Origin of the sequence: Kitasatospora sp. NBC_00039, assembly GCF_045160625.1 — a bacterium.
Taxonomy (GTDB): domain Bacteria; phylum Actinomycetota; class Actinomycetes; order Streptomycetales; family Streptomycetaceae; genus Kitasatospora.
Genome location: NZ_CP108289.1, coordinates 4277192 through 4300893, shown reverse-complemented (window position 1 = coordinate 4300893; position 23702 = coordinate 4277192). Strand labels below are relative to the sequence as shown.

The following is a 23702-nucleotide window of genomic DNA, read 5'->3' as shown; positions in this document are numbered from 1 at the left end:
CCAGAACGGGCTTGGCGGATTCCATCATCGGGAGTCGGGGGTCCCGCTAGGGTCGCAGCGATGAGCGAGTACCAGTACTACGAGTTCCTGGCGATCGACCGGCCGCTGACCAGCGACGAGCAGGAGCAACTGCGGGCGCTGTCCACCCGGGCCCGGATTACCGCGACCAGCTTCACCAATGAGTACCACTGGGGCAACTTCCGCGGCGAACCTCGGCGGATGGTGGAGCAGTACTACGACGCTCACCTCTACCTGGCCGACTGGGGAACCCACCAGGTGATCCTGCGCGTGCCCAAGAGGCAGCTCACGCTGCGGGCGCTGGAGCCGTACTGCTTCGACGAGTGTGTCGAGGCATGGACGACCAAGACCCACCTCGTTCTGGACCTGCGCAGCGAGGACGAGGGCGGGGACTGGGAGGAGGGCGCCGAGGACTCGCTCGGTGCCATCGCCGGGGTGCGGGCCGAGCTGGCTTCCGGGGATCACCGCGCCCTGTACCTCGCGTGGCTGTCCGCCATCGGCACCTGGGCGTTCCAGGACGACAACGAGGAGGCTTACCAGGAAGCGGTCGAGCCCCCGGTCCCGGCCGGGCTCGACCGGCTCACCGCGCCGCAGCGAGCGCTCGCGGACTTCCTGCGTGTCGACGCCGACCTGCTCGCGGTCGCCGCCCAAGCCAGCCCGCCCGCCCCAGAGCCTCGGAAGAGGCCCGGACAGAAGGAGCTGGCACCGCTGATCGCCGCGCTTCCTGAGAAGGAGAAGGACGGCCTCCTACTGCGTCTCGCGCTGGGGGGCGAGCCTCAGCTGGGAGCTGAACTCTTGCGCCGCCTGCGCGGCGAGCCGCCCGTCGCGACCGTGCCGGGGCAGCGCTCCACCGCCGAGTTGCTGGACGCTGCGCACACGCTGGCTACCGAGCGCCGGCGGGGTGCCGAGCGGGTTCGAATCGAGGCACGGGCCAAGAAGCTGACCGCCCTGGCTACCAACGAGGAAGCGATCTGGCGCGAGGTCGAGAACCATGTCGCGCGTAAGCAGACGGCCCGCTACGACACCGCCGTGGCCCTCTTGGTCGAGCTCCGAGACGCCTGTGACCACGTCGGCCGCAGCCTTGAGTTCCGGCAGCGGCTCGCAGCACTCCGCGACCGGCACCAGCGCCTGCCCGGCCTGCTGCGCCGGCTCGACGACCGGGCTCTGCGGGGCTGACGCCCGTCCTTGCCGCGTTCGCGCGCCGAGGGACATGGGTGAGCCACGGCTGCAATTCGGCAGCCGGGGTCAGTGCCCCTCGGTCCAGAACTGCTGGAGTCGCGCGATCGCCTGGGCCTTGTCCAGCTCGGCGACCTGCTCCTCGGTGAGTCCGACGCGGTTGATCAGCATGTAGACCAGGTCTACGGGAAGCGCCTCGCGTGGCGGCTCGGGCGAGCCTCGATCGGGAAGCGTGCCGTCCAGGACGCAGGGCCAGAAGACATCCTCCGTCACGTCCAGCTGATCGCGGAGGATGTGCGCCCACATGCTCGCGCCGTACGCGGTGCGGTCGACCGGATGCGATACCCGAGTACGCAGGATCCGCCCATCGGGGAGCCCGAACTCGTAGGTGATGTGGTGGGTGCCGGTGCGGCCGCGCGCGTCACGTACGCGGTCCCAGCCTTCGACCTTGCAGAACTGCTCGTGTCGTTCGCGGGTCGGCTGAGGCCAGGTCACTTCGCGACTCCGAGAAGCCAATCGCGAAGCTGCGCGTCGTCGCTGATGCCGATCAACTGGACCAGGCCCCAGTTGTCGCGATGGTTGGGCGCGTTCAGGAGCCGGTTCTGCCAGTCCTCTGCGTACTCACGCAGCGCGTCGATCATCTCGTCGATGGCCTCATCGAACGTGTCGCCGTCCGCGGCGACCGGCAGGCCGGGGAAGAATACCGACCAGCCGCCGCCCTCGGCGACCACCTCGGCCTTGGACGGACACAGCAGCGTGAGGGCATGACGGAGCCGTCCCGCGTCCACCACCGCCGCGTACCCGGTGTCCCGGCGAACGGTCGCGACCCGGCCCTGCCCGGCTGCGTCCAGTAGATCCTTCAGGTGCGCGCGGGCTTCGGTGTAGCTCTCGTAGTGGACCGCTGTCATGGGGAGCCTCCTCGTCCATGAACCAGGATGGCGCCCCGCAATGAAGTACGTCAAGTACGTCACGTACTTCGATCCGGTCGGAGGGATGGTGACCGTCCGCTGCGCCGTTGGCGTCAAACCACGCAAAAATGCCCCCGAAGCGAGCTGCTTCGAGGGCATCGTGCCTGGTCAGGCTATGTGGCCAGGGCCGGGGTCGAACCGGCGACCTTCCGCTTTTCAGGCCAAGCCAGGGTGTCGATATGCCCCTGTTTGGGTGATTCTGCCGTCCGTGGAAGGCTGCGGTCGGACGCCATTGTTCGGGCTGGTTGGCGTCAGCGTTGGCGTCAACCGGTGCGTGGACGGATCAGTGGTTCGGGAACGGCCAGGGGTAGGCGTGGGCGTTCTGTGAGCCGAGGTAGGGCGCAAGGTTCTGTTGGCTGGGTGGCGGGTCGGGCGGCAGGGCCACGCCAGCGATCACCGGGTCGATTGAGTCGGCGTGCGCCTCCGCCCAGCGGAGCCACTCGATGGTCGCGTCGACAGGGGTGCCGGTGGCGCTTTCGCGTACCGCGGCGCAGAGGGCGCGGATCTCGTTGGCCGTCCGCCGGGTTTCCAGTTGCTGTTCGAGCGCCTTGATCCTCTGGTCGCGGATCAGCCTCTGGTGAGCTTCGTCAAGGGCTTCGAGCCAGCGTTGTTTGCGTAGGTGCTCTGCCTGCTCGGCCCGGATCCGCGCTTCGTCGGCCCGTTCAGCCCGCTCCTCGATGGCTGCGAGGAGATGGCCCAAGCGGGATTCGAGGGTCCAGCGTGTCCCGTCCGAGCAGTCGTACTGGCGGTATCCGTAGGTCTGGTCATGACCAGGAGCATCGATCATGAGCCGTCCGTCGGGCACGTGGTCGTACTTCGGGATGCGCATGCGCATCCACGCCGGCTCGCGCTCGGCGTCGCGCAGCTCTCTGGCCGTCGGCTCATGCGGTTGCTTGGCGGTGCGTTCGCAGATCTCCAGCGGGAACGCATGTCCCTTCACGATGATCACGACCGCGCTCCTGGGCTCGGCCCGTCTCCGGGATGCCTCTACTGGCCGGGCCTCTACTGTGTAGCCCCGCTGCTCGGCCTCGGTGACGAGGCCCTGCATGATCCGCAAGGCCCGGTCGACGAGCGGCCTGGAGACATGGAGCGGCACGACCCCCTGCTGTCCACGAGTGTCGGCCGTCCCCGTCTGGCGTCGCCCCAGGGCCTTGCGCGTAGCTGTGATCAGGGGGTGGGCATGCGCGAGATCGGCAGGCACCTCGACGACTGGCACCGGCGGGGGCGGTGGAGGCTCCTTCGCGGGGTCGAGGAGCCGCAGCTTGAGGTCCCCCCTTTCACGACCGGTCAGCCTCAACTTGTGCCCTGGCAGCAGGAGGTCGTTGTTTACCGCGTGGTAGAACGCTCTGGTCCACCGACTCCGGGTCACGACGCCTGGATCCGGAACGGTGATGTTCCCGCCGGCGGCCTTGAGTTGGCGAATCAGCTCGGCCCCGTCGGTCGGGGCATCCTTCGCCGTTTCCGGGTCACGGGCGCTGCGCTGGGCCTCGCGTTCGACCTCCTCCGGGTGCCGTCCGTGCTTCAGGTAGTACTTGCCCTGCTCGGTGACGGCTGCGGTCTGGACTTGGTAGCCCTGCTTCGTGATGGAGAACTTCCGCGTGACGAGTTTCCGCTGTTCGAGAGCCCATAAGGTGTTGGACTTGCGTGACTCGATCTCGGCACCGGGGTTGGCGGCGACCCAGCGCAGCAGTTCGGCCTGGATCTCGGTTGGAGCCAGTGAGGACTTCACGTGCCGCACCATACGGGGGAGCTGCTGGTGGCGGACGACTTCCGACAAGCCCGCGAAGCGAGCCAGGGCCGGATGGTACCGGGGCGGTGCCGGAGGGACGCCTGTGACTTCATCGTGGTTGGGGCCGGCGCGGCTCGGGCGGCCGCCGGGTCGGGTCGAGCTCCAGGTTCGAGCGCGAGTCGTTGGCCTCGCCTTCGGCCAGCCAGGCATCGAGCGCCGCGCGCCGGTAGTAGACCCGGCCGGCCAGCCGGAAGCTCGGCGGTCCCGACCGTCGGTCGCGCAGGTTGTACATGGCCTTCGGCGTCCTGCGGAGGTAGACGGCGGCCTCCGCCAGCGTCATGACTGGTGACTCTATGTGGGGCTCGCGGTTCGAGTCAGCGCCGCTCACGTTAGCCCCCGTCGTTGGCTCTCGCGGTGAGCTTCGCTCTGATCTCGTCGATACGGCCCTGTGTCGCAGCGGCGTTCCTCTGCTGGCGCTTGAGCTTCGCTTCCGCAGAGGCCAACTCGGCGGCGAGGCGCTCGCGTTCAACTGGGCCAGGAGTGTCGGGCTCGCGCGTGACCTCCTGGTCGCAGAGCGGCCCGACGCGCTCGCTGGACACCACTCCCCGGTCGGTCTCGCACTCCGAGCAACGGGTGACCCCCATGGAGTAGGAGCTATGGCTGTTGTGCTGCGTCCTCTCGATCACGTGGTCGCAGGTCAGCGTCAGCCTCCAGACGTCCAACTCCTTCTTCCGGTCCTCGGACCGAGAAGAGAAGAGGATCTTCGCGAGCTGTTCGGCCTGCTTCGGGCCCATCGGCGGTGTCGGACAACAGGCGAAGCAGTGCACTACCGGACAGCCTGAGACCAACCAGCGCCCTTCGTGACACTCGCCGTGCCGCTCCTGGAACTGCTTCTCTTCGTTGTCGCGCTCCTCGCGCTCCCGGTCCGTCATCCGCGACTGCGGAGGCCGATCGCTAGCGTGGCCGAGGAGAGGCTGCCCGCAGCCGCGGCACGGCACGCCAGCCTTGTACTCCTCCCAGCTGAGATACGTGCCCTCGCGCCGCCATCGCTGGCGCCGCTCCTCGGCCCGTTGGTGCCGCTCCTCGCGGGCCAAGGCATCACGGCGAGCTCGCGCTGCGGCCCGTTGCTGTCGCTGCTCCTCCGTCAGTTTCGCCATGCCGCCACCCGCATCCACGCCTCCGAGTTCCAGGCCAGTTGCAGCATCGTGGGCAGGCTTTTGGCCCATTTGGGAGGGCTGCACCAACTAGGCGGCAATTGGCAGAATCTGCTTTTACGTTCGACCGAACGTGGCGGGTAAGCGTCGATGGGTGATCCCTTGGAGATCGCTCCCTTCTGCAGAGGGCCACAGCCTCGATCCCCGCCGCAGCAGCCGACTCCTCCGGTCTTGGCCGACCTCCACTCTCCCCGCAGGGCCTTGCCGAAGCATGGATAGCGGGGCTTGAACCGTGCGCGGAGGCCGGTAACCGTTACAGGTTGCCGGTCCCAGCGCATTCGTCAGTCGACGAGGTAGTGGGCTTCGATGTAGGCGACGGTCGAGTCGTACGGCTCCCCTACTGGCTTCAGTGTGTACCGCCGGAAGACCGCAGCCGTGGCACGGCGGGCGCCCCGGTTGCGGGCGTCGGCGTTGTCCCACGAACGGGCAAGCGTCTGGGTGACCACCTGGTCGATCTCCTCGGCCAGGTTTCGCTCCGTGATCGTGACACCGGACGGGGCGTGGTCGTGGATGATCCGCGACAGCACGCCCACGCGGTCGTCGTCCAGCACGATGACGGCTTCGTTGGGGTGCTTCTCGGCGTCCACGACGGCGCGGGCGACCCGGAGCGCTTCGGCCAGGAAGTCCAGGGCGTCCTGGGCGTTCTGGATGATCCGGTCCCGCAGCTGCCTTATCCGCTCGGCGAGGGCGGTGTACTTCGCAGAGTCCGGTTCTACACCCTTGTCGAGGGCGGCCTTGATGCGATCGAGGATCTCCGCCGCGGATGGCGGCTTCTCGTCCTCACCGTCGTCGCTACCGGGCTTGGGGCGGACGAGGGCGAGCAATTCCTTGAGGATGGCGATGCCCTGGGCGTCCAGGACGAGGGCCTCCTCCTGGGAACGGACCACGGAGAAGGAGTGGACGTGGGCGTTGATGATCTCCAGGACCATCGGACCCAGCTCGCCGAGTCGCTCCTTCCGCTCGTCGTCGGAAGACTTCTTGAACAGGGTCGTGTACACGGACCCGAACAGGCCGAAGCCGTCCCGGTACTTGGCGACCCGCTTGTCAGCGATGATGAGCGGATACAGGCGGGCCAGAAGCCGGTAGTCCTTGGCGAACACCTCAGCGACGTCGGGCCTGGCGTCCAGGAAGTCGTTGGCGGCCCGCACGGACGCGTATCCGTGCGCCGTGAGGTCCAGGCCGTCCACGTGCGCGAGGAGGTCTTCGATCCGGGCAAAGACCATACGGAACTCCTTGACCAGGTCGGACAGGTCGGTGACGAACCCGCCGCCCTTGACTGCGCCCTTGGCGGTGGGGTCGGCGACGGCCCGCTGGACCTCCTCGGCCAGGCTGATGTAGTCCACGACCACGCCGGAGGTCTTCACGAACCCGGTCGGGGACACCCAGGTACGGTTCGGGCGAGTGATCGTCTGGAACAGGCTGTGCGCCTTCAGCGGCTTGTCCAGGTAGAGGACACCCTCGTTGGGGGCGTCGAACCCGGTCATCAGCTTCGCGGTCACCACCAGGAAGCACAGCGGGTCGTCAGGGGCGAGGAACTTCCGCTTCTGTTCCTCCTCCTGGGCCTCCGAGAGCTGGAACGGCCGCATGGCGGGATCTTCGTCCTTGGAGTCAGAGACGGAGATGTTCACTTCCGCGGTGATCCGGTTGTGCTTCCCGACCTTGGCGAGCACCTGCGACGCCTCGTAGCCGGCGAGCAGCTCGTTGATCTTGTCCGTGTATGCCACGGCCAGCTCGCGGTTGTAGGCGACGACCTGGGCCTTGAGGCCGTTGCGGTAGGCGCTGGCCAGGTAGTGGTCCACGATGTGCTGACAGACTGTGTGGACTCGCTCGGGGTTGGCGAAGACCGAGGTGAGGCGCCCGAATTTGCGAGACAGGGCTTCGCGGTCGGGGTCGTCGAGGTCGAAGGTGTCCGCAAATTCGTCGAATTCGGCCTGCAGTGCCTGGTCGTTCATCTCGAAGGAGACCGGGTACGGGTCCAGCATGACCGGGACGGTCGCCTCGTCCAGCAGGGAGCGGGACACCGAGTACCGGTGCAGCACCCTGTCCGGGTCGGTCTCTTCGCCGAAGAGGGCGAAGGTGTCAGTGGCGAGGTTCCTGACGGGGGTGCCTGTCATGCCGAAGAACTTGGCGTTCGGCAGAGCTGCACGCATCTGCCAGGCCAGGGACTTCTCCTTGGTGGACTGGGTGCGGTGTGCCTCGTCGACCAGCACGATGATGTTGTCCCGGGTCGACAGGTCCTTGCCGGCGTCGGCGAATTTGTGGACGGTCGTGGAGATGACACCGCGCACGTCGTCGGCCAGCAGGGCGCGCAACGCTTGGCCTGTGGCGGGCCGGTGGAAGTAGGAGTCGCCCATAGCGGAGGTATAGGCCTTGGAGGTCTGTCGAACGAGCTGGGTCCGGTCCGAGAGCAGGATGATCGTGGGCGACTCAGCGCGGGAGTCGGCCAGTAGCAGCGAGGCGGCGAACACCATCAGTAGCGTCTTGCCTGAACCTTGGTGATGCCAGATCAGACCCTTCGAGCCGCCAGCCAGGACTCGCTCGTGGATCAGGTGCGCGGCCTCCATCTGCGGGTAGCGGGGCAGGAACTTCTTGTCCGCCCCACCCCCGGAGGTGGCGAAGAGGACGAAGTTGGCGAGCATGTCCAGGATGGTGGCCGGCTTCATCAACAGTTCGACGGACCGCTGCACGTCGGCTCGCCCAGACAGGTTCTCGTCGTCGGAGGTGGACCGGAACGGCTGCCACAGGTTTGTGGGCGCGCCGGCGGCCCCGAACCGCAGCTTCAGCCCATCGGAAGCCACGGAGAAGACGTTGGGGGTGAAAAACCACGGGTACTCGGTGGCGTACACGTCGTTGATCTCGTGAGCGGCGTCGATCCACCCGGACTTCGCAGTGGGGGATTTCACCTCGACCACGACCAGGGGCAGGCCGTTGACCCAGTACACGAGGTCGAACCGACGGGAGGTCTTGCCGGGCACGGTGATGGTCACTTCGTCCGACACGATCAACGTGTTGGCGGCTGGGCGCTCAAAGTCGATGACCTTCAGGGCATGCCACGCGCCCTCGGTGTCCCGGAACTCCTTGCGCCCACGCAGCAGGTGCAGCACCTGCTCGTTGGCCCGTACCAATCCGCCGTCGACGGCGTTGACCGTGGCGGTGATCTCCTCGACCACCGCGCCCACGTCGAACCCGTCGATTACCCCTGGATTGAGCCGGATAATGGCGTCCCGCAACTGGCCGACGATCACCGTTTGCGTCGTCTCACGCGGCAGCGCCCTGCCTGCCGTGAAGTCCCAGCCCATCGGGAGGGACCACTGGATCATCAGGTTCTGGAACTCGCGCTCTCGCACGCCTTTCGCCACAGCTAAGACCCCCTACTCAGCGGACTCAATATCGATAGTGCGATCCAACAGCCCCGACAAGAGACTCATTTTCATCTGGCGAAGCCAGTTCGCCTCTGCTCGCGCCGCTCCTCCAAGCGAACGCATCGAAAGGACCGTCGAAGCAACCTTGCGCTGCTCGGCTAGGTCAGGCATTGGGATTTCGAGTCCAGCGATCTTCGATTGACTGATGTTCTTCATGGAAGCCGAGCCAGAAGCGGCTACGATGATCTGCCTCCGCACCTCCGGAAGAGCCATAGCGACAACCAGAAAATCCGGGTCAAGGGCACTCGCGGGGACCATGCGAAGTGTCTTATCGCTCAGGTAGAGACCGCCTCTAACATCAGAGGGAACACGGCAGACTGCGCCGACACGGTGGATCGCGCCATTCGCCCGCGTGATAAGTACATCTCCCGCCCGAACTTCTGCCGACTTCGGCATCTCTGTATCTCGGGCAAGAGCCTTGGCTTCGCCAGCGATGAAATTGAATGCCGCAACCGCACTGACCTTTAGAACACCTTGCTCATCCTCTTTGGGCGGCGCATCCACTGCCTGTGGGCTACGACCACCCTCGATGCGATCAATGCAGCTTCCCACCTGAACGTAAGCGTGATCAGCCAGCATCGACTCGGCAACCGCGCCAGCAGCCCTGTCGGCAGCATTTGCTTCACGATCGAGCGCGGTGATTTGATCGTCGACCGCGTCAAGCATCTCGACGATCCGCACTTGCACCTCACGAGGAGGGATCGGGAGTTCGATCTGCAACAGTTGCTCTGGGTTGAGTCGCTTGCGCCGTTGAACTGTCCCGCTCACTCGATTCTTCATTTCAGCCCACAGTCGGGGCGAACGACAGACGTGTCTCATCCAGTCGGGTAGCAGTTCCGAGCCAAGTGTGAACGTCGGGAACTCGTTGCTAACGACGAATCCATCGAACTCGGCTGGCACAACGCTGATCGGGCCTTCCCAGGCGGTCAGCTTTCGCATCACGACCTGGTCGGCTCGCAGCACATTCATTGCCGCGTACTCTGTGTCTCCGCCATCAAATTGGCCTTTAGCGATAAGCCCCTGCCCTGCATTCAAGACCCCAGCCAGACGGTAGATGGTTGCAGGAACCATTGGCGTGCGCTGGATATCCAGGTGCATGAGCGATCCGAGCGGGCGAAGCGGAAAGCCCTCACTCATCGAAGCCCTCGATCCCAGCCTTCGCAAGCACTGCGAGCATGTGCTCCTCGGCTCGCTGACGCTCCGCCCTGGCGAGATTGTACGCCTGGATAAGGGTAGCGAGGTCTTCCCCCTCAACGGCGGACTGCTTAACGTAACGGCCAATATTGAGGTCGTACCCGTTCGCCATGATCTCCGTTGTGGAGACGAATCGCACTGCGAGTCCGTTGCCCCCGCCGAGGTCTGCGGGAGGGTTGTCCGAATCGGATTTCGGCTTGTAGGCGGCCACGATGTCGGCTACGTCGGAGTCGGTAAGGATGTTCCGGTTCTTGGCCTTGGCGAATCGCTTGGAGGCATCGATGAACAGAACACCGTTCTGACGATTCTCATCCTTGGTCCCACGAGCGCGGAACACGAGGATGGCGGTTGGAATGCCAGTCGAATAGAAGAGGTTCGCTGGCAGGCCGATGACAGCTTCCAGGAGGTCATCGTCAAGAACACGCTTGCGAATAGCCGCTTCCTGGCCTCCCCGGAACAACACACCGTGCGGTAGTACGACCCCGGCACGTCCCTTCTTCGGGTCCATGCTGGCGATCATGTGCTGTACGAAAGCCCAGTCTGCCGATGACTGCGGCGCGACGCCGCCGATGGCGCGCGGGTCGTTGCTCCAGGGCTTCCACTTCTGGCTGTACGGCGGGTTGGCGACTACTACGTCGAATTGCCTGACGGACCCGTCCGGATTCTTGAAGCGCGGATCCTTCAGGGTGTCGCCGACCTCGATCTTGAACTGGGTGAGGTTATGCATGAAGAGGTTCATGCGCGCCACGCCCGCGGTGTCCCCCACAGCCTCCTGCCCATACAGGCTCAGGGTGTAACCGCGCTTGCCGCGGGCCTTCAGAAGGCTCGCGGAGGCGATGAGCAAGCCGCCTGATCCACACGTCGGGTCGTACACCGACTCATAGTTCTGGGGGTTAAGGATCTCGATAATCAGCTCTACCACCTCGCGCGGGGTGAAGAACTGGCCGGCGCGGGTACCGGAGCCGTCGGAGAATCGCTTCAGCAGATACTCGTACGCACCGCCGAGCACGTCGTAGGACATGTTGCCCTCGTGCATCTTCGGGACGCGGTTCATTGCCTGCATGACCCCTGCCAGCACGTCGCCCGGCAGAACCTCTTCAGAGGTCCAAGGCATGTTCCCGAAAATACGTGAGAACTTGTCGGGGTTGGCTGTCTCGATGGCCCGCAGGGAGGTGCGGACTCGCTGTCCGAGGCCAGGCTGGGCGATAGTGGCGAGGTGGGTCGACCAGGAGGCACGGCGCTCCTGGTCCGTGCCGCGGAGGACCAACGGGATCTCGAACGACTGGTAGTCGCGGTACTCGATCTGTTGAGCTTCTTCAGCAGTGAGGCTGTCCCAGCCCTCGTTTTCAGCCAGGAACTTCTGGTGCTCGTGGTCCCAGGTGTCCGACAGGTACTTCCAGAACATCAGCGGGAAGATCACCGAGGAGTACTGCGCTTCCGGCATCGCCACGCGCAGCTCGTCGGCGGCAGCCCACAATCGGTTCTCGATCTCCTGCTGGGTCACTGCCATCAGTCGGGGGTGTCCTTGCTCGTCAAAGGCCGGCGGCCCGAAGGTCGTGGTGTTCCTGCTGGTCACCCAGTCTCAGGCACGGACCCGTGCGCACCGAGCGTTCCTGATGGCTTAACCAACACGGAGCGTGGTGTTCCCTGTGCGGGGCGACCAACCAACGATATCCCCCTCCCAGGACAACGCAGCCAGCTCAGGTCGAGCTACTTCGGCGGCTTCCGGCTGGCCTTGAGGTAGAAGGTCGCCTCGCCGGCGAGTTCGGCTTAACTGACGAGGGCGGACAGCGGCTCCTGGGTGGTGCCCTCGTTGAGCTGGGTGGTGTGCTGCTCGCCGTCGACACGCTCGGCGATCAGGCGAAGGCTGTTCTGGGCGGCGACTCGGCGGGCGGCCGAGTTGCTGGCGGCGAAGCCCAGGACCTGGGTCAGCAGAGTGATCAGCGGGGTCTCGGCGTGCTCTTGGAACGAGACGGCCGGGAGGTAGTGCGCCTCGCCGACACCGTGTCCGCACGCTTCACCCGTGGGGCACCTCTGGGGCAGTGTGCTCGACGTGCGCCGCCCACTCGGCAGGTGTGGTCAACTATGCCCACTGCCGCCTTCCCAGGATGTGATTGCTGATGATCACTCAGGCCGATGGGCTCGAACCGTGGAAGATCCACGGCGACCGCATGGTTTACGACAGCCCATGGGTACAGCTGGCGCTCGTGGACGTTGAGCCGCCTGGTGTGGCGCGCTTCGAGCATCACGTTGTGAGGTTGAAGCGCGTGGCCATCGCCGCGGTGCTGGATGCCGATGACCGCGTGTTGATGCTCTGGCGGTACCGCTTCGTGCCGCAGTCCTGGGGCTGGGAGCTTCCCGGTGGCATCGTCGATCCCGGAGAGGATGGTCTGGGGGCTGCTCTGCGCGAGGTCGAGGAGGAGACCGGCTGGCGACCGGATCACCTCGACCACGTGGTTACCTTCCAGCCGATGGTCGGCATGGTCGACTCGCCGCACGAGGTGTTCGTCGGCCAGGGGGCGACCCTCGTGGGCGCGCCCGAGGACGGTGAGGAGGCCGGCCACGTGGCGTGGGTGCCGATGTCCGAGATCCCGATGCTCATGGCGGAGGGGAAGCTCATGGGTTCGGGAACCCTGGTGGCGCTCCTGCATGTCCTGGCGTCCCGTAGGCAGTGACAGCTGGGCGGATCGCCGCGCTCATCGTGGTGCTTCGAACTTTCCAACCAGCTGGTCGATTCCGGCGCGTTGGCGGGCTACCCCCGTGCGGTTGGCCAGGAGCCGCGCCTGACGGAGGTGGTTCACCACGCTGGCGGTTCAGCCGAGGTAGGGGTAGGTGCCGGCTAGGTAGTCGCCGATCTGCTGGCGCATGCTGCGGTGGATGGCGTACTGGGCGAGATCGACGGGCTGGACGAAGCGGACAGCGTCGGCTTCGTCGTTGACCGTCGGCTCGCCGTTGACAGGGCGGCCGATGTAGGTGGTCTCGTACTGCTGGCGGATCTCGCCGTCGGCGTAAGCGACGATGTGGTTCGGATCGGTGTAGACGCCGAGGAAGCCGGTGATCCTGGCGACAATGCCGGTCTCCTCCAAACACTCGCGGACCGCACACTGGGCCGCGGTCTCGCCGATGTCCTGCGCTCCGCCGGGCAGCGCCCACTGGCCGGTGTCACGGCGGCGCTGGAGCAGGATGGCGCCGTGGTCGTCGACGACGAGGAGGTTGCTGGCAGGGATCAGCGTGTTGGCCTTTGGGGCGTCGGGGTCGTTGTAGTACTCGATCCGTCGTCCGGTGACGGTCCCGCTTGACCCGCTGAGAAGGTCTTGGGGCTCCGGAGCGGGCCGCCTACGCGACGGCAGCCTGGTTGGGCTCTGTACCGGTGCGGGCACATCGGAGGAGGCCGCTGGTGAAACCAATGGGACCGAGGAGCGCTTTGGGACGGGGCGTGGCTCCGGGGCGGACGGATCGCCGAGCACACGGATCACCGGCTTCCGATAAGAGACAGCCGTGCCGGATGCGGTCATGCATTTCACCAGCTCAAGCGTGATTTCACAGGTCGCGGGGCCATCGACGTCCTCCAGCGCATGTTGGAGATCGGGGACTGTCTTAAGCAGCTCCCACGAGCCGCTCGCGAAGCGGAACTCCCCGAGTGCGGGCTCGGCGGCCAGCCTGAACGCGACGGACGTGCTTGGCGCGGGACCTCGGCCTGACTTCGCCTCCAGCCGCCGCTCTTCGAAGGTCGAAGGGCACCCGCACGGCTTGCCGGCCTCCACCTCTGGCGCGAGAAGCTGGGCACCGTCGCACTCGTGCAGCTTCTTGCCCTTGTAACCGAAGAGCACCATGCGGACCTGGACGGCGGATGGTCCGTCAAGGACGATCCGTACCGTGTCGTAGTCGGTCAACACCTCCCAAGAGTCCTCGGTGGTCGTCTCCCACTGCGCAGGCTCGCCACCGAGCAGTCTGGCGACGTCCGTGGCGACGTTCGGGGCAGCCATAGTCACGCGCCAGGTGGCGAGTGACTCGGGCCGGTTGTCGACCCTCCGACCGGTCCGGAAGTGGCCGACGTAGTCAGCCTGATTGACCAGCCGCTGCATCGGGCCAGCTGCGTGCGCGCTTCCTGCCATGGGCAATACCTCTCGGTCGGCGGGATGATCAAAGGAGAGCCGACGCAGTGCGGTCATGAAGATGCTCTCCGCGCTGTCGCCCGTTTGTTGAAGTCCGCGCTCGCTCGGCCACGACCTAATGGGGGGAGTCGCTCATAGCGGCGACTGTAGCCGTCCTGCCCAGGTGAGCGACGTCTGGAGCCGCTACGCGACATCAAGTAGCTGAATTTGCACGATTGTTGGCGCTCATCTGATTGGAGACGACACTTCAGAGACAGCTACTCGGGCGGGCAGCAAAGAGGATGTGGGTACCGCCGTCTCGGGCGCCGAGGCTGGCGCAGGCGGCAGTCTCGTAGGCGAGGAACCGCTCCCAGAGCTGCGGGGCGCGTTCAACGCTGGCGAGGACGGCCGGGTCTTCGAGGCTCGCCCAGTTGCTGGCCGAGCCCGCGAGGATTTCGCCGCCGCACCCGGCGACGAGGTCGGTGAGCTGTTCCCAGGTGAACATGCGGCAGACGTGGGCCGCGTCAGGGACGTGGCGTAGGTCGCCGGTGCGGATCACGGCGTCGGCGACGTCGATGCCATGGCGGATCGCGAGCTGGATGGCACCGGTGAGGCGGGCCCGCCAGCTTCCCCACAAGGACATCACCGAGGCGACCACGATGCCGCCAGGTTTCAGGATCCGGAGGAGGCCGGTGAGTGCCTCGTGCTCCTGGTCGAAGGCGTACGAGAGCGGGCCGCCGTAGGCGAGGATGAGGTCGAACGCGGCGTCGGGGAAGCGGCTGGTGTCGCGGATGTCCAGTGTGTGGCGGCATTCGACTGCGTGTTCGGCCACCGCGGCGGACACGTTGGCCTCATTGAGGCGGAGCTGGACGGGCGAGATATCGGTGACCACCACGCGTGCACCGTGTTCGGCGAGCACGATGGTGAATCGCCCGGGGCCGGCCCCGATCTCAAGTACGCGCTGCCCTTCACGCAGATGGGGCTCCAGGAAGCGTCGGTGGATCTCGAAGGAGACCCTGCCAGCGACGTCCTTGGCGAGCCGGTCCTCTTCACCCTCGGCGAGGGCGTCGTAGTAGCGGCGGATGCCCTCGACGGACCGATCGCTGCTGGGCAGGTCGGCTGTGTTGCCAGACATCTGCCTCCGTTCGGGCTGTCGCGTGTCGAGCTGTGACCCTGAGGGCCTCTCACCTGGGCTTCTCAAAATGGGGTGATTCGGGCAGAGCTCAGCCACTAGGATCCGTTCCCCGTCGTGATGTCGGCGCGAGCGCCGCCGCGACACTCCGCAGCTTCACCGAGAGGACGGTCTCCGGTCCTATGCGTTGGTCCCAGCTGTACGTGCCCACTCTCCGGGAGGATCCGGCGGACGCGGATGCGGCGAGTCACCGCCTGCTGGTGAGGGGAGGGTTCGTCCGGCAGCTGATGGCCGGTCACTACTCCCTGCTGCCGCTGGCGGTGCGCGTCCGCGCGAAGATCGTGGACATCATCCGCGAGGAGATGACCGCGATCGGCGCCCAGGAGTTCGTCCTGCCGGCCATGCACCCGGCGGAGATCTGGCAGCGGACCGGTCGCTGGGAGGTCATGGGCGAGGAGATGTTCCGGCTCAAGGACCGCAAGGGCGCGGACATGGCCCTCGGCATGACACACGAGGAGATCTTTACCGTCCTGTCCCAGGAGCTGCGCTCGTACCGGGACCTGCCGCAGATCTGGTACCAGTTCCAGACCAAGTTCCGCGACGAGGCGCGGCCCAAGAGCGGCCTGCTCCGGGTGCGCGAGTTCATCATGAAGGACTCGTACAGCTTCGACGTGGCGGACGAGGGCCTGGACCGCTCGTTCGACCTGCACCGGGGCGCGTACGAGCGGATCTTCGAGCGGCTCGGCCTGCCCGCCATCGCCGTGCAGGCATCCAGCGGGAGCATGGGCGGCAGCGCATCGGTGGAGTTCATGAGCCCCTCCGCCGCCGGCGAGGACCTGGTGGTCCGCTGCCTCGGCTGCGGTTACGCCGCGAACACCGAGAAGGCCACCTCCGCCCTGGCCGCCGTGGCGGACGGCCCCGGCCTGGACGTGCCGGAGCGATTCGACACCCCCGAGGCCCGGACCATCGAGGAGCTGGCGCGCCTGCACGGCGTCCCGGCCGAACGCCAGATCAAGACGCTGGTGTACGTGGTCGACGACCAGCTGACCCTGGTCCTGCTGCGCGGCGACCACAGCCTGGTGGAACAGAAGCTCATCGACACCCTGGCCGCCACCGCCGTGCGGCCGGCTACCGCCGAGGAGATCCAGGCCGCGCTGGGCGCCGCGCCCGGCAGCCTCGGGGCGGTCGGCGTCACCGGACTGCCGATCCTCGCGGACGAGGCCCTGCGCGGGCGCACCGACATGACCACCGGCGCCAACACCGATGGCGTCCACCTGCGGGGCCTGTCGGTGGAGCGGGACATCGCGGTGCAGCGGTGGGCGGACCTGCGCGAGGTCGTCTCCGGCGAGCCCTGCCTCAACTGTGGCGAGCCCCTGGACGTGGTGGTCACCATCGAGGTCGGCCACATCTTCAAGCTCGGCCGCAAGTACACCGAGAAGCTCGGCGTCACGGTGCTCGGCCCCGACGGCGACCGGGTCGTCCCGACCATGGGCAGCTACGGCATCGGCGTGGAGCGCGCGATGGCCTCGATCGTGGAGTCGCACCACGACGAGAAGGGCATCGTCTGGCCGCTCTCGGTCGCACCGTTCGAGGTCGCGCTCGTCGTCCTGGGCGTCACCGACGCGACCGTGGCCGAGGCAGCCGAGGACCTGTACCGGCAGCTGCAGGCCGAGCGGGTGGACGTGCTGCTGGACGACCGCAACGAGCGGCCCGGGGTGAAGTTCAGCGACGTCGAGCTGATCGGCATCCCGTACCGGCTCACGGTCGGGGCCCGCGGCCTCGCCGAGGGGACGGTCGAGGTCACCACCCGGTCCACCGGCGAGACGCAGCTGGTGCCGGTGGCCGAGGTGGCGGAGCACGTGCGCAAGCTCCTGACTTCCGCCGGCTGAAGCTCGGCTCAGCAGCGTGGGGTGGGGTGGCCAGTCCGGCCGCCCCACCCCACGCTGCTGCTCAGGCGTCGATACGGGCGATCTTCCGGCCTGCCTTGAGGTAGAAGGTCGCCTCGCCGGCGAGCTCGGCCTCTCCCACGAGGGCGGACAGCGGCTGCTGGGTGCTGCCCTCGTCGAGCTGGGTGGTGTGCTGCTCGCCGTCGATGCCCTCGGCGATCAGGCGAAGGCCGTTCTGAGCAGCGACTCGGCGGGCGGCCGAGTTGCTGGCGGCGAAGCCCAGGACCTGAGTCAACAGGGCTACCAGCGGGGTCTCGGCGTGCTCCTGGAACGAGACGGCCGGGAGGTTCTGCGCCTCGCCGAAGGTCCGCTTGGAGAAGCGGGCGGTGAACTCGGCTCGGGCTGCCTCAGCAGCCTTCAGGCCGTGCAGGGCCGCGGTGACCTCGCCAGCCAGGATGCGCTTGACGGCCATGGGGTGCGCGGTGCCGTCCGCTACCCGGCCAGTGACGGTCGTGATCTCCTCGTCGGTCCACTCGGTGAGCTGCTTGAGGTAGGGCTCGATGAGGTGGTCCGGGATGGACATCACACGGCCGAAGATCTCGTCCGGGGAGGAGGAGAGTCCGACGTAGTTGCCCTTGGACTTGCTCATCTTGGCGCCGGTGCCGTCGGTGCCCTCGATGAGCGGGGTGGTGATGATGACCTCGGGGGGCTGGTCCCGGATCTCCATGACCTTGCGGCACATCTGGAGGTTCAGCAGCTGGTCCACGCCGCCGAGCTCGACGTCAGCTGTGATGGCCACGGAGTCCAGCGCCATCACGACTGAGTACACGAACTCAGCGACTGACAGGCCGTCACCCGCGGCGAGACGACTGCGGAAGTCGTCACGCTGGAGCGTCATCGAGACCGGGACGTGGGCCAGGATCCCCACCAGTTCGGGCAGGCTGACCTTGTTCAGCCACTCGCCGTTGAAGCGCAGGTCCGCACGCGTGAAGTCGATGAACGGCGTGACCTGCTGCTGGTAGCCGCTGAGGTTGTGGGCGATGTCGGCGTCGGTCAGTGGCGGTCGCTCGGAGGAGCGGCCGGACGGGTCGCCGATCTTGGCCGTGACGTCGCCGATGATGAAGACGACGTGGTGCCCCATCCGCTGGAACCGGGACGCAATGATGATCGGCACCGAGTGACCCAGGTGCACGTCCGGGGAGGTCGGGTCGATCCCGTACTTGATCACGAGCGAGCGCCCCTCCCGCTGGGCAGCGGTGATCTTCTCCGCGAGCCCGGAGGCGGAAGGGATGACGTTGATCGCACGGCCTTCGACCAGTGCGGCCTGCTCGGCCGGCGAGAGGTCGGACAGGTCCAGCGAGCGCCGGCGATAAGTCTCTTCCAAGAGCCGGGCGACCGTATAGTCCGCGGCCAGGTCCGATCCCTTGAGGATCTCCATGGCGCGGACTACGGACTCGCTGAGACGGCTCATGGCGTCGTTACGCTCCTGGCTCTGTTGGCCGGCCTAAGCCAGCACCTACGGCGGAGCAGGCGAGTTTAGCGTCGCGGTATGCGGAACCGCAGTTGGTTAATTACGCGCAGTGCCGAGACAGCGTTGGAGGAGTCGTCCACGCCCGGGTGGTCGGGTCAGTGGGCATGACGCGATTGCAGCCCAGAGGAAGATCGCAACTACCTGGTTGCAGCGGTCCAGGGAGCGTGGCGGGCGGCGATGGACTGATGCCGGTCACCTGTCTCCAGTCAGGCCAGCGTTCCGGCAGGCGTCCGGGGCGCACCATGGAAGACCTGCCGGGCATGCCACTCGCGATGCCGATCGGCGACGGAAGGAACGCCCGACTGCGGCCCTATCACCGGCCGCCCGGCCAGCGCGAGCACGTGCTGCCGGCTCGCCTCGCTACGGCCGACGAACCGCTGCGAGACGAGGATGCGGTGCCCCTCGCCCAGGCCCAGGATGCCCTTGTCGAAGAGTTTGTGGTGCAACGAGCAGAGGCACAGGCCGTTGTCGACCTCGTCCGGCCCGTCGTAGGACCACCACCGCACGTGCGCGGCCTCCAGCCCGACGCTGCTGGCGCCGAGCATCCCGTCGTAGCCGCAGAAGGCGCACTGGAACTCGTATGCCGTCAGGACCAGCTCGCGCATCCGGCGGTCCCGCTGCCGTCGTGCAGCGGTCTCCGCTTCACCCAGCAGGCCGGCCACGGGCGCGGTCTCGGCCAGCTCCAGGTCGAGACCGACGGCCTCACAGAGATCGGTGTGCAGCGACGGCGGGAAGTTGACGTCCAGCAATACTCGGGCCAGCCGCCCAAGCAACGAAGGTTCCCTGGTGAGCGCTGTCCGCAACTCCGGAACGAGCCTGCCGGTGGCACCACTGGACCGGAGGAGCCGGATACCGGTTCCCGGACTTCCCGGCCCGTGGTCGGTCCGAACCTCCCATACACCGTCATTGACCAGATAGTGAAAGGGGTACGCGGGCGTCGTGGGATTCGGCGGCCCGTATTCGACCAGCAGCCGCTTCAGCTCCTCCTCGACCACGCTGTAACGCAGTTCGCTGTCGGTGTCCTGCTGGAAGCTGCCGAGGGCGTACAGCAGCAACAGCGGCTTGTGCGGCGCCCGGACCTCGTTGTTCGTCCACTGTCGCAGCTTCGCCACCCGATCAAGCCAGTCCATGACGGTCAGCGTAGTTCGTGTCACCGACGCCAACTACGCTCTGGCGTCCAGAGGCTGCACTCAACAAGGGTGCTCGATAGCCGAGTCGAACCCTCAGGTTCGAAGCGCCCAGGAACCTAGATCAGCAGCGAGGCACCCCGTTCTCCAAGTAGGAGGTTGCCGCGGGGGATCGTGCGTCAATCGCGGCATGGACCCGCCGGGCCAGGCGAGGGATGAGGAGCCCGTCGATCTGGTCGGCGGTGTGGAAGGCGTACTCGCCGATCTCCACTCCGTCCAGGTCGATCTGAGCTCGCTCTTCTACGGGGAGGATGCCCCCGTCGAAGACGAAGAGCAGCTTGTCGCCCTCGGTCGGGTGGGGCGCCCAGTCCGCGACGAGGAGGCGGCCGATGGGCGGGGTGATACCGAGCTCCTCCTTGACCTCGCGGACCGCGCCCTCGCTCGGGGTCTCGCCGGGGTGGAGGTAGCCACCCGGGATCTCCCAGCCCGGCTTGTACGTGGGCTTCACCAGGAGCACGCGGTCAGCTTCGTCGAAGAACAGCACGCCGGCGGCGGTGCGCGGCTGGGCAACGGCCTCGGGTGCGTCGGAGTCGCTCATGACCATGACTGTAGCCGCCCGCGCTGGGCTACCCCACGATGCGCAGCCGCTGAGCCACGCCCGCAAGCTGGTGGCTCGGCTTGCCGCGCTGCTGCCGGACCCAGGTGGTCACCAGGTGTCGTGGGATGAAGTGGTAGCGGACCTGCTCCGGGGCCAGTTCCTCGGCGTCGAGTACCAGGGCGAGGGCCTCGTCCGTGCGGTTCTGCGCGCTGTAGGCGCGGGCTACTTCGAGGGTGTGGCGGACACGCCGCTCGAGCGGCAGGGTGGAGGAGTCCACGCGCGGCCCCTGGTCCGCCGCGACCTGGACATCGCCCAGTTCCATGGCCGTTGAGATGCGGTGGATGGCGACGTTGGTCGGCCCGAAGGCCGTCCACATGTGGTTGGCGTCGTGACCGAGGCGCTGTGCGGCCTGGTCCGCTTCGGCGAGGAAGGTGCTCACCGTGGCCCGGTCGTCGAGCCGGGCTGCGGTCACCGCGCCGACGAGGAAGAGCGTCCCGTAGATCGACAGGTACGTCGGTGAGGCGTCCGCAAGGCCACTCTCCAGATAGTCCGCTGAGTCCGCCACCAGGTCCCGCGCTGCGGTGAGGCGGCCGCTGGAAAGCAGGCAGTGGGAGACCGATCGGAAGAGCGAACCGGTAACGACGAGGTCGCCCGACTCCTGCGCGGCAGCCAGACCGCGGTCGGCGGCCATCCAGGCGAGATCGGCTTCCCCTATCTTCGTCAGCACCATGGCCGCGCCCTGGTAGGCCATCGCGAGCAGGGCCTTGGCCTTCAGCTGCTCCTCGCCGTCGTAGGCACGGACAGCACGCTGGGCGTCGGCGAGGATCTCCGGGATGAGACGAGTGGCTCTGGCGTACCGGGCGTCCTGGTAGGCCGACCATGCGGATCCGACCTCCGCTCGCAGGATCTCCAAGTCGGGTGGCGGATCCGTGGACTCGGACGCCAGTAACGGCGACATGTGCTTGTAGTCCGTGAGTGCTTCGCGCAGTTTCGGCACCGCGCCACCCCGGCCATCGGTACTCCAGTCGATGAGGGACGGTTCGACCAGCAGGTCGCCCAGTTGTACGTCGAGCGCAGCGGCCAGCGCCTTGATCACCGAGAGCCGGTCGAGTTCGATGCGGCCGTTCTCGACCTTGCTCAGCCAGTCGGCGGTCCGCCCGACGAGGCCGGCCAGTACCTCCTGCGGTATGCCTCGTCGGCGGCGGTACCAGGCGACGCGCTCCCCGATGCTCAGCGTCTCGGTCATTCCTCGCATGCCCCCAGCCTGGCGCTGCTTGGTTTCCTTACCCCGGAAGAATTTTCCGGGTTCCGCTGCATCCATCCTCCTAGCGTTCTGACGTGCCATCAAGCAGTGCTGATGAGCCGCCTGTTACGAGACGAGGAGGGGCACATGGCGATGGAACGTCGCGGCCGACAGGCCACTGCACCCGCCACGGAGGAGGCGGTCACACTCCACCCGGGCTCTGAGCGTCCTCACACCCGTCGGGCACTGGGCAGCCTCGTCCTGGGCGACAGCAGCGTGCCCACGCGAAGCACACGGACCGAAGAAGTCCGGTGCGTCTCGGTGCAGATGAGGTTCGTCCTGTCCGCCCGTTCCGTGCCCTTGATCCGGACGTCGGTGAGGCGGATCGCGGACGCCTGGGGATTCGACGCCTTGCTGATCGACGATGCCGAGCTGATTGCTTCCGAACTCTCGGCCAACGTCGTGTTGCACAGTGACGCGGCGGGCTGCACTTGCTTCGACGTCCGCCTCGTTCCTTGCCCCTGCGGGCTGAGGATCGAGGTCTCGGATGGAAGCCCGCAGTTGCCCAGCGTCGAACACTCCAAGTCGACCTCGGAGCACGGCCGTGGGCTCTTCCTGGTCGAGGCGGTGTGCCTGCGCTGGGGCGTCGAGGAGGGCGGCGGCGGCAAGGTCGTCTGGGCCGAAGTCGGAGCTGATGCGGCGTGAACGCCTACCACGCGCCGCCGGCCCAACACCGGGGCGCGCACCACGACCCGTTGGGTGCCGCGCTCACCTGGCTGTGGGCACTCGGCCACCTGATCGTTCTGACGCTCCTCGGAGTCACGGCACACCACCAGCTCAGCGCTGATCACTCCGGCCCCGCCCTGGCGGCCGACCACGAGCCCGACCGCGAGCCACTGCGTGAGCCCGCGGTCGAAACCGGGGCCTGACAACGATGCCAGGCCCGGCACCATCACGCACCGCTGATCAGAAGGGAGCACAGCTATGACGTTCACCAGCGTTCGCCTGGAGGCGCCGCAGCCTCCGCCGCCACCTCCCCCGCCGCCGCCGGCACCACCGACCCCGCAGCCGCCCTACCCGGGGCGGTAGGCGGAAGAGAGACCGTGCGGGCCTGCCGGACGGAACCGGGCAGGCCCGCACGGGCTGATCCTCCCAGACAGCGGTGGGGAGGACGGCATGTCCAGCACGGCGCACAGGCGGACGACTCATCCCAGGCCGGGTCCAGACACCGACGGAGAACGGATCATGACGGCAGTCCTTGGAGACTCATCAACAGCAGCGCTCACCCTCCCGCACGTCGAACGCCTGGCGGACCTCTTCGGCGTGCCGGTCGAGGACGCACTACTCATGGCGATCAACCTGTTCGGCATTTCGTCCGTCCACGCCCGCCACCGGGCCCGAGTCGCAGTGCGCATGGCCACCCGGCCCGAGGTCTCGTGGATGGTGATCGTCCCGCTCAACGCCGAGGCATCGCCGTTCAGGCTGGAGGGCGACGACCTCATGCTGGCCGGCAGCCCGATCGCCACCGTCGAGCGGGTCGCCGCCGACGAGGCGGTCGGCGGGTACTTCCGGGATGACGGTCGCGCCGCCACGCTCAACCCCAACGCCCGCAGCCGCTGCGTGGGGTGCGCGTTCTGCCCGAACACGCTGGAGGCGGCAGCAGACCCCCGGCTCGCCGAGGAACGGGAGCTGACCGAGTTGCTCGCCGCCATGGTCGAACAGCACCCTCACCGGGACCTGACCGAACTGCGCGAGGTCACCGTGTCGACCGGCTGTTTCGAGCGCGAGCGGGCTGCCGTTGACCACCTGATCGGACTGCGTCAGGTGCTCAGCGCCCACGGAATCGGTGCCCGGATCGGCTTCCTCACCTCGGTGATCCGGAGCGCCGGCGCTTTCGAGGAACTGGCCCAGCGCGTGACGCCGTTCGTGCTCCGGCTGACCGCCGAGTGCTTCAGCCGGCGAGACCTGCTGCTCAAGGCCAGCAAGGCGGTGCTGACGGCCGAGGAGATGCCCGAGGTCCTCCGGCGGGCGATTGCGGCCGGTCATGCCACGTCGTTCACCTACATAGTCGGTCTGGACCGCCTCGCGGAACTCAGCGACGGGGTGTCCAAGTTGATGCCGTTCGTCACCGAGTTCCCGAACTTCCAGGTCTACCAGGCGCACAACTCGATCATGGCTGGCCTGCGGGCCGGTGGGTCGGACTCACTGGAGTTCTACCTCCGAGCGCGTCGCGAGATCGAGCGGATCGTGAGCCCGACCGGGCTCCGTCCGGCAGCCTGGGAGTGCTACCGGCCGCTGTGGTACTTCACCTTCGACGGCGAGAGCCTGGTGCCCCCGTGCTGAGCCGGGCTGATGCGCTCTGGAGGGCCG

20 protein-coding genes and 1 pseudogene are annotated in these 23702 nt (G+C 67.0%); 6 read left to right on the top strand and 15 right to left on the bottom strand.

Annotated features, from left to right (window positions below):
• Nucleotides 1-60: 60 nt before the first annotated feature.
• Nucleotides 61-1194: a hypothetical protein gene (locus OG286_RS18865; protein WP_320438880.1), complete on the top strand. Its 1134-nt coding sequence runs from the start codon at nucleotides 61-63 to the stop codon at nucleotides 1192-1194.
• A gap of 69 nt (nucleotides 1195-1263) precedes the next feature.
• On the opposite strand, the gene OG286_RS18860 is transcribed toward OG286_RS18865, so the two are convergent.
• The 8 genes from OG286_RS18860 to OG286_RS18825 form a co-directional block, all read right to left on the bottom strand.
• Complete coding sequence (locus OG286_RS18860; protein WP_396324649.1) at nucleotides 1264-1689, bottom strand: cytotoxic translational repressor of toxin-antitoxin stability system; 426 nt, start codon at nucleotides 1687-1689, stop codon at nucleotides 1264-1266.
• Nucleotides 1686-2102, bottom strand: coding sequence for a prevent-host-death protein (locus OG286_RS18855; protein ID WP_396324647.1), 417 nt, complete (start codon nucleotides 2100-2102; stop codon nucleotides 1686-1688). Before OG286_RS18855 ends, OG286_RS18860 begins: the two co-directional genes overlap by 4 nt.
• A 343-nt stretch (nucleotides 2103-2445) precedes the next feature.
• Entirely contained in the window at nucleotides 2446-3891 is a 1446-nt protein-coding gene (locus tag OG286_RS18850; protein WP_405365578.1) for a hypothetical protein, read from the bottom strand.
• A 109-nt stretch (nucleotides 3892-4000) separates the two neighbouring features.
• Nucleotides 4001-4231, bottom strand: coding sequence for a helix-turn-helix domain-containing protein (locus tag OG286_RS18845; protein ID WP_405365577.1), 231 nt, complete (start codon nucleotides 4229-4231; stop codon nucleotides 4001-4003).
• Between the two features lie 49 nt (nucleotides 4232-4280).
• Nucleotides 4281-5048 carry a hypothetical protein gene (locus tag OG286_RS18840; protein WP_405365576.1) on the bottom strand — a complete coding sequence of 256 codons (768 nt, stop codon included), beginning with the start codon at nucleotides 5046-5048 and terminating at the stop codon, nucleotides 4281-4283.
• A 338-nt stretch (nucleotides 5049-5386) separates the two neighbouring features.
• Complete coding sequence (locus tag OG286_RS18835; protein ID WP_405365575.1) at nucleotides 5387-8452, bottom strand: type I restriction endonuclease subunit R; 3066 nt, start codon at nucleotides 8450-8452, stop codon at nucleotides 5387-5389.
• Between the two features lie 24 nt (nucleotides 8453-8476).
• Nucleotides 8477-9664: a restriction endonuclease subunit S gene (locus OG286_RS18830; RefSeq protein WP_405365573.1), complete on the bottom strand. Its 1188-nt coding sequence runs from the start codon at nucleotides 9662-9664 to the stop codon at nucleotides 8477-8479.
• Nucleotides 9657-11231 carry an N-6 DNA methylase gene (locus OG286_RS18825; RefSeq protein ID WP_405365571.1) on the bottom strand — a complete coding sequence of 525 codons (1575 nt, stop codon included), beginning with the start codon at nucleotides 11229-11231 and terminating at the stop codon, nucleotides 9657-9659. The genes OG286_RS18830 and OG286_RS18825 overlap by 8 nt, the downstream gene beginning before the upstream one ends.
• A 610-nt stretch (nucleotides 11232-11841) precedes the next feature.
• Here OG286_RS18825 and OG286_RS18820 point away from each other — a divergent pair.
• Nucleotides 11842-12396: an NUDIX hydrolase gene (locus OG286_RS18820; RefSeq protein ID WP_405365569.1), complete on the top strand. Its 555-nt coding sequence runs from the start codon at nucleotides 11842-11844 to the stop codon at nucleotides 12394-12396.
• Between the two features lie 138 nt (nucleotides 12397-12534).
• Here OG286_RS18820 and OG286_RS18815 read toward each other — a convergent pair whose 3' ends face one another.
• From OG286_RS18815 to OG286_RS18805, 3 genes and pseudogenes are all read right to left on the bottom strand, one after another.
• Nucleotides 12535-12993, bottom strand: a complete 459-nt coding sequence (locus OG286_RS18815) for an NUDIX hydrolase (protein ID WP_405366066.1) — start codon at nucleotides 12991-12993, stop codon at nucleotides 12535-12537.
• Nucleotides 12994-13257: 264 nt separating this feature from the next.
• Nucleotides 13258-13806, bottom strand: a pseudogene (locus OG286_RS18810) (hypothetical protein); the annotation flags it as partial.
• A gap of 277 nt (nucleotides 13807-14083) precedes the next feature.
• Nucleotides 14084-14950 carry a class I SAM-dependent methyltransferase gene (locus OG286_RS18805; protein WP_405365567.1) on the bottom strand — a complete coding sequence of 289 codons (867 nt, stop codon included), beginning with the start codon at nucleotides 14948-14950 and terminating at the stop codon, nucleotides 14084-14086.
• A 179-nt stretch (nucleotides 14951-15129) separates the two neighbouring features.
• On the opposite strand from OG286_RS18805, the gene OG286_RS18800 reads away from it, so the two are divergent.
• The gene (locus tag OG286_RS18800; RefSeq protein WP_405365565.1) at nucleotides 15130-16836 is read left to right on the top strand and encodes a proline--tRNA ligase; all 1707 of its coding nucleotides are present in this window, start codon (nucleotides 15130-15132) and stop codon (nucleotides 16834-16836) included.
• A gap of 61 nt (nucleotides 16837-16897) precedes the next feature.
• Here the strand turns inward: OG286_RS18800 and tyrS are convergent, their stop codons facing one another.
• The 4 genes from tyrS to OG286_RS18780 all read right to left on the bottom strand — a co-directional run bounded on the left by tyrS (nucleotide 16898) and on the right by OG286_RS18780 (nucleotide 21344).
• Nucleotides 16898-18304 carry a tyrosine--tRNA ligase gene (tyrS, locus tag OG286_RS18795; RefSeq protein WP_405365563.1) on the bottom strand — a complete coding sequence of 469 codons (1407 nt, stop codon included), beginning with the start codon at nucleotides 18302-18304 and terminating at the stop codon, nucleotides 16898-16900.
• A gap of 266 nt (nucleotides 18305-18570) precedes the next feature.
• Nucleotides 18571-19494 (bottom strand): phosphorothioated DNA-binding restriction endonuclease, encoded by a 924-nt coding sequence (locus tag OG286_RS18790; protein WP_405365561.1) that lies wholly within the window; start codon nucleotides 19492-19494, stop codon nucleotides 18571-18573.
• A gap of 121 nt (nucleotides 19495-19615) precedes the next feature.
• Nucleotides 19616-20089 carry an NUDIX domain-containing protein gene (locus OG286_RS18785; protein ID WP_405365559.1) on the bottom strand — a complete coding sequence of 158 codons (474 nt, stop codon included), beginning with the start codon at nucleotides 20087-20089 and terminating at the stop codon, nucleotides 19616-19618.
• Nucleotides 20090-20117: 28 nt separating this feature from the next.
• Nucleotides 20118-21344 (bottom strand): helix-turn-helix domain-containing protein, encoded by a 1227-nt coding sequence (locus tag OG286_RS18780; protein ID WP_405365557.1) that lies wholly within the window; start codon nucleotides 21342-21344, stop codon nucleotides 20118-20120.
• 135 nt (nucleotides 21345-21479) lie between these two features.
• Here OG286_RS18780 and OG286_RS18775 point away from each other — a divergent pair, with 135 nt between their 5' ends.
• The 3 genes from OG286_RS18775 (at nucleotide 21480) to OG286_RS18765 (ending at nucleotide 23675) form a co-directional block, all read left to right on the top strand.
• A complete protein-coding gene (locus OG286_RS18775; RefSeq protein WP_405365555.1) occupies nucleotides 21480-22037 on the top strand; it encodes an ATP-binding protein in 558 nt (185 codons plus the stop codon).
• On the top strand, nucleotides 22034-22261 hold the full coding sequence (locus tag OG286_RS18770; protein WP_405365553.1) for a hypothetical protein: 228 nt from the start codon (nucleotides 22034-22036) through the stop codon (nucleotides 22259-22261). Before OG286_RS18775 ends, OG286_RS18770 begins: the two co-directional genes overlap by 4 nt.
• A gap of 316 nt (nucleotides 22262-22577) precedes the next feature.
• A complete protein-coding gene (locus tag OG286_RS18765; protein WP_405365551.1) occupies nucleotides 22578-23675 on the top strand; it encodes a hypothetical protein in 1098 nt (365 codons plus the stop codon).
• Nucleotides 23676-23702: the final 27 nt, after the last annotated feature.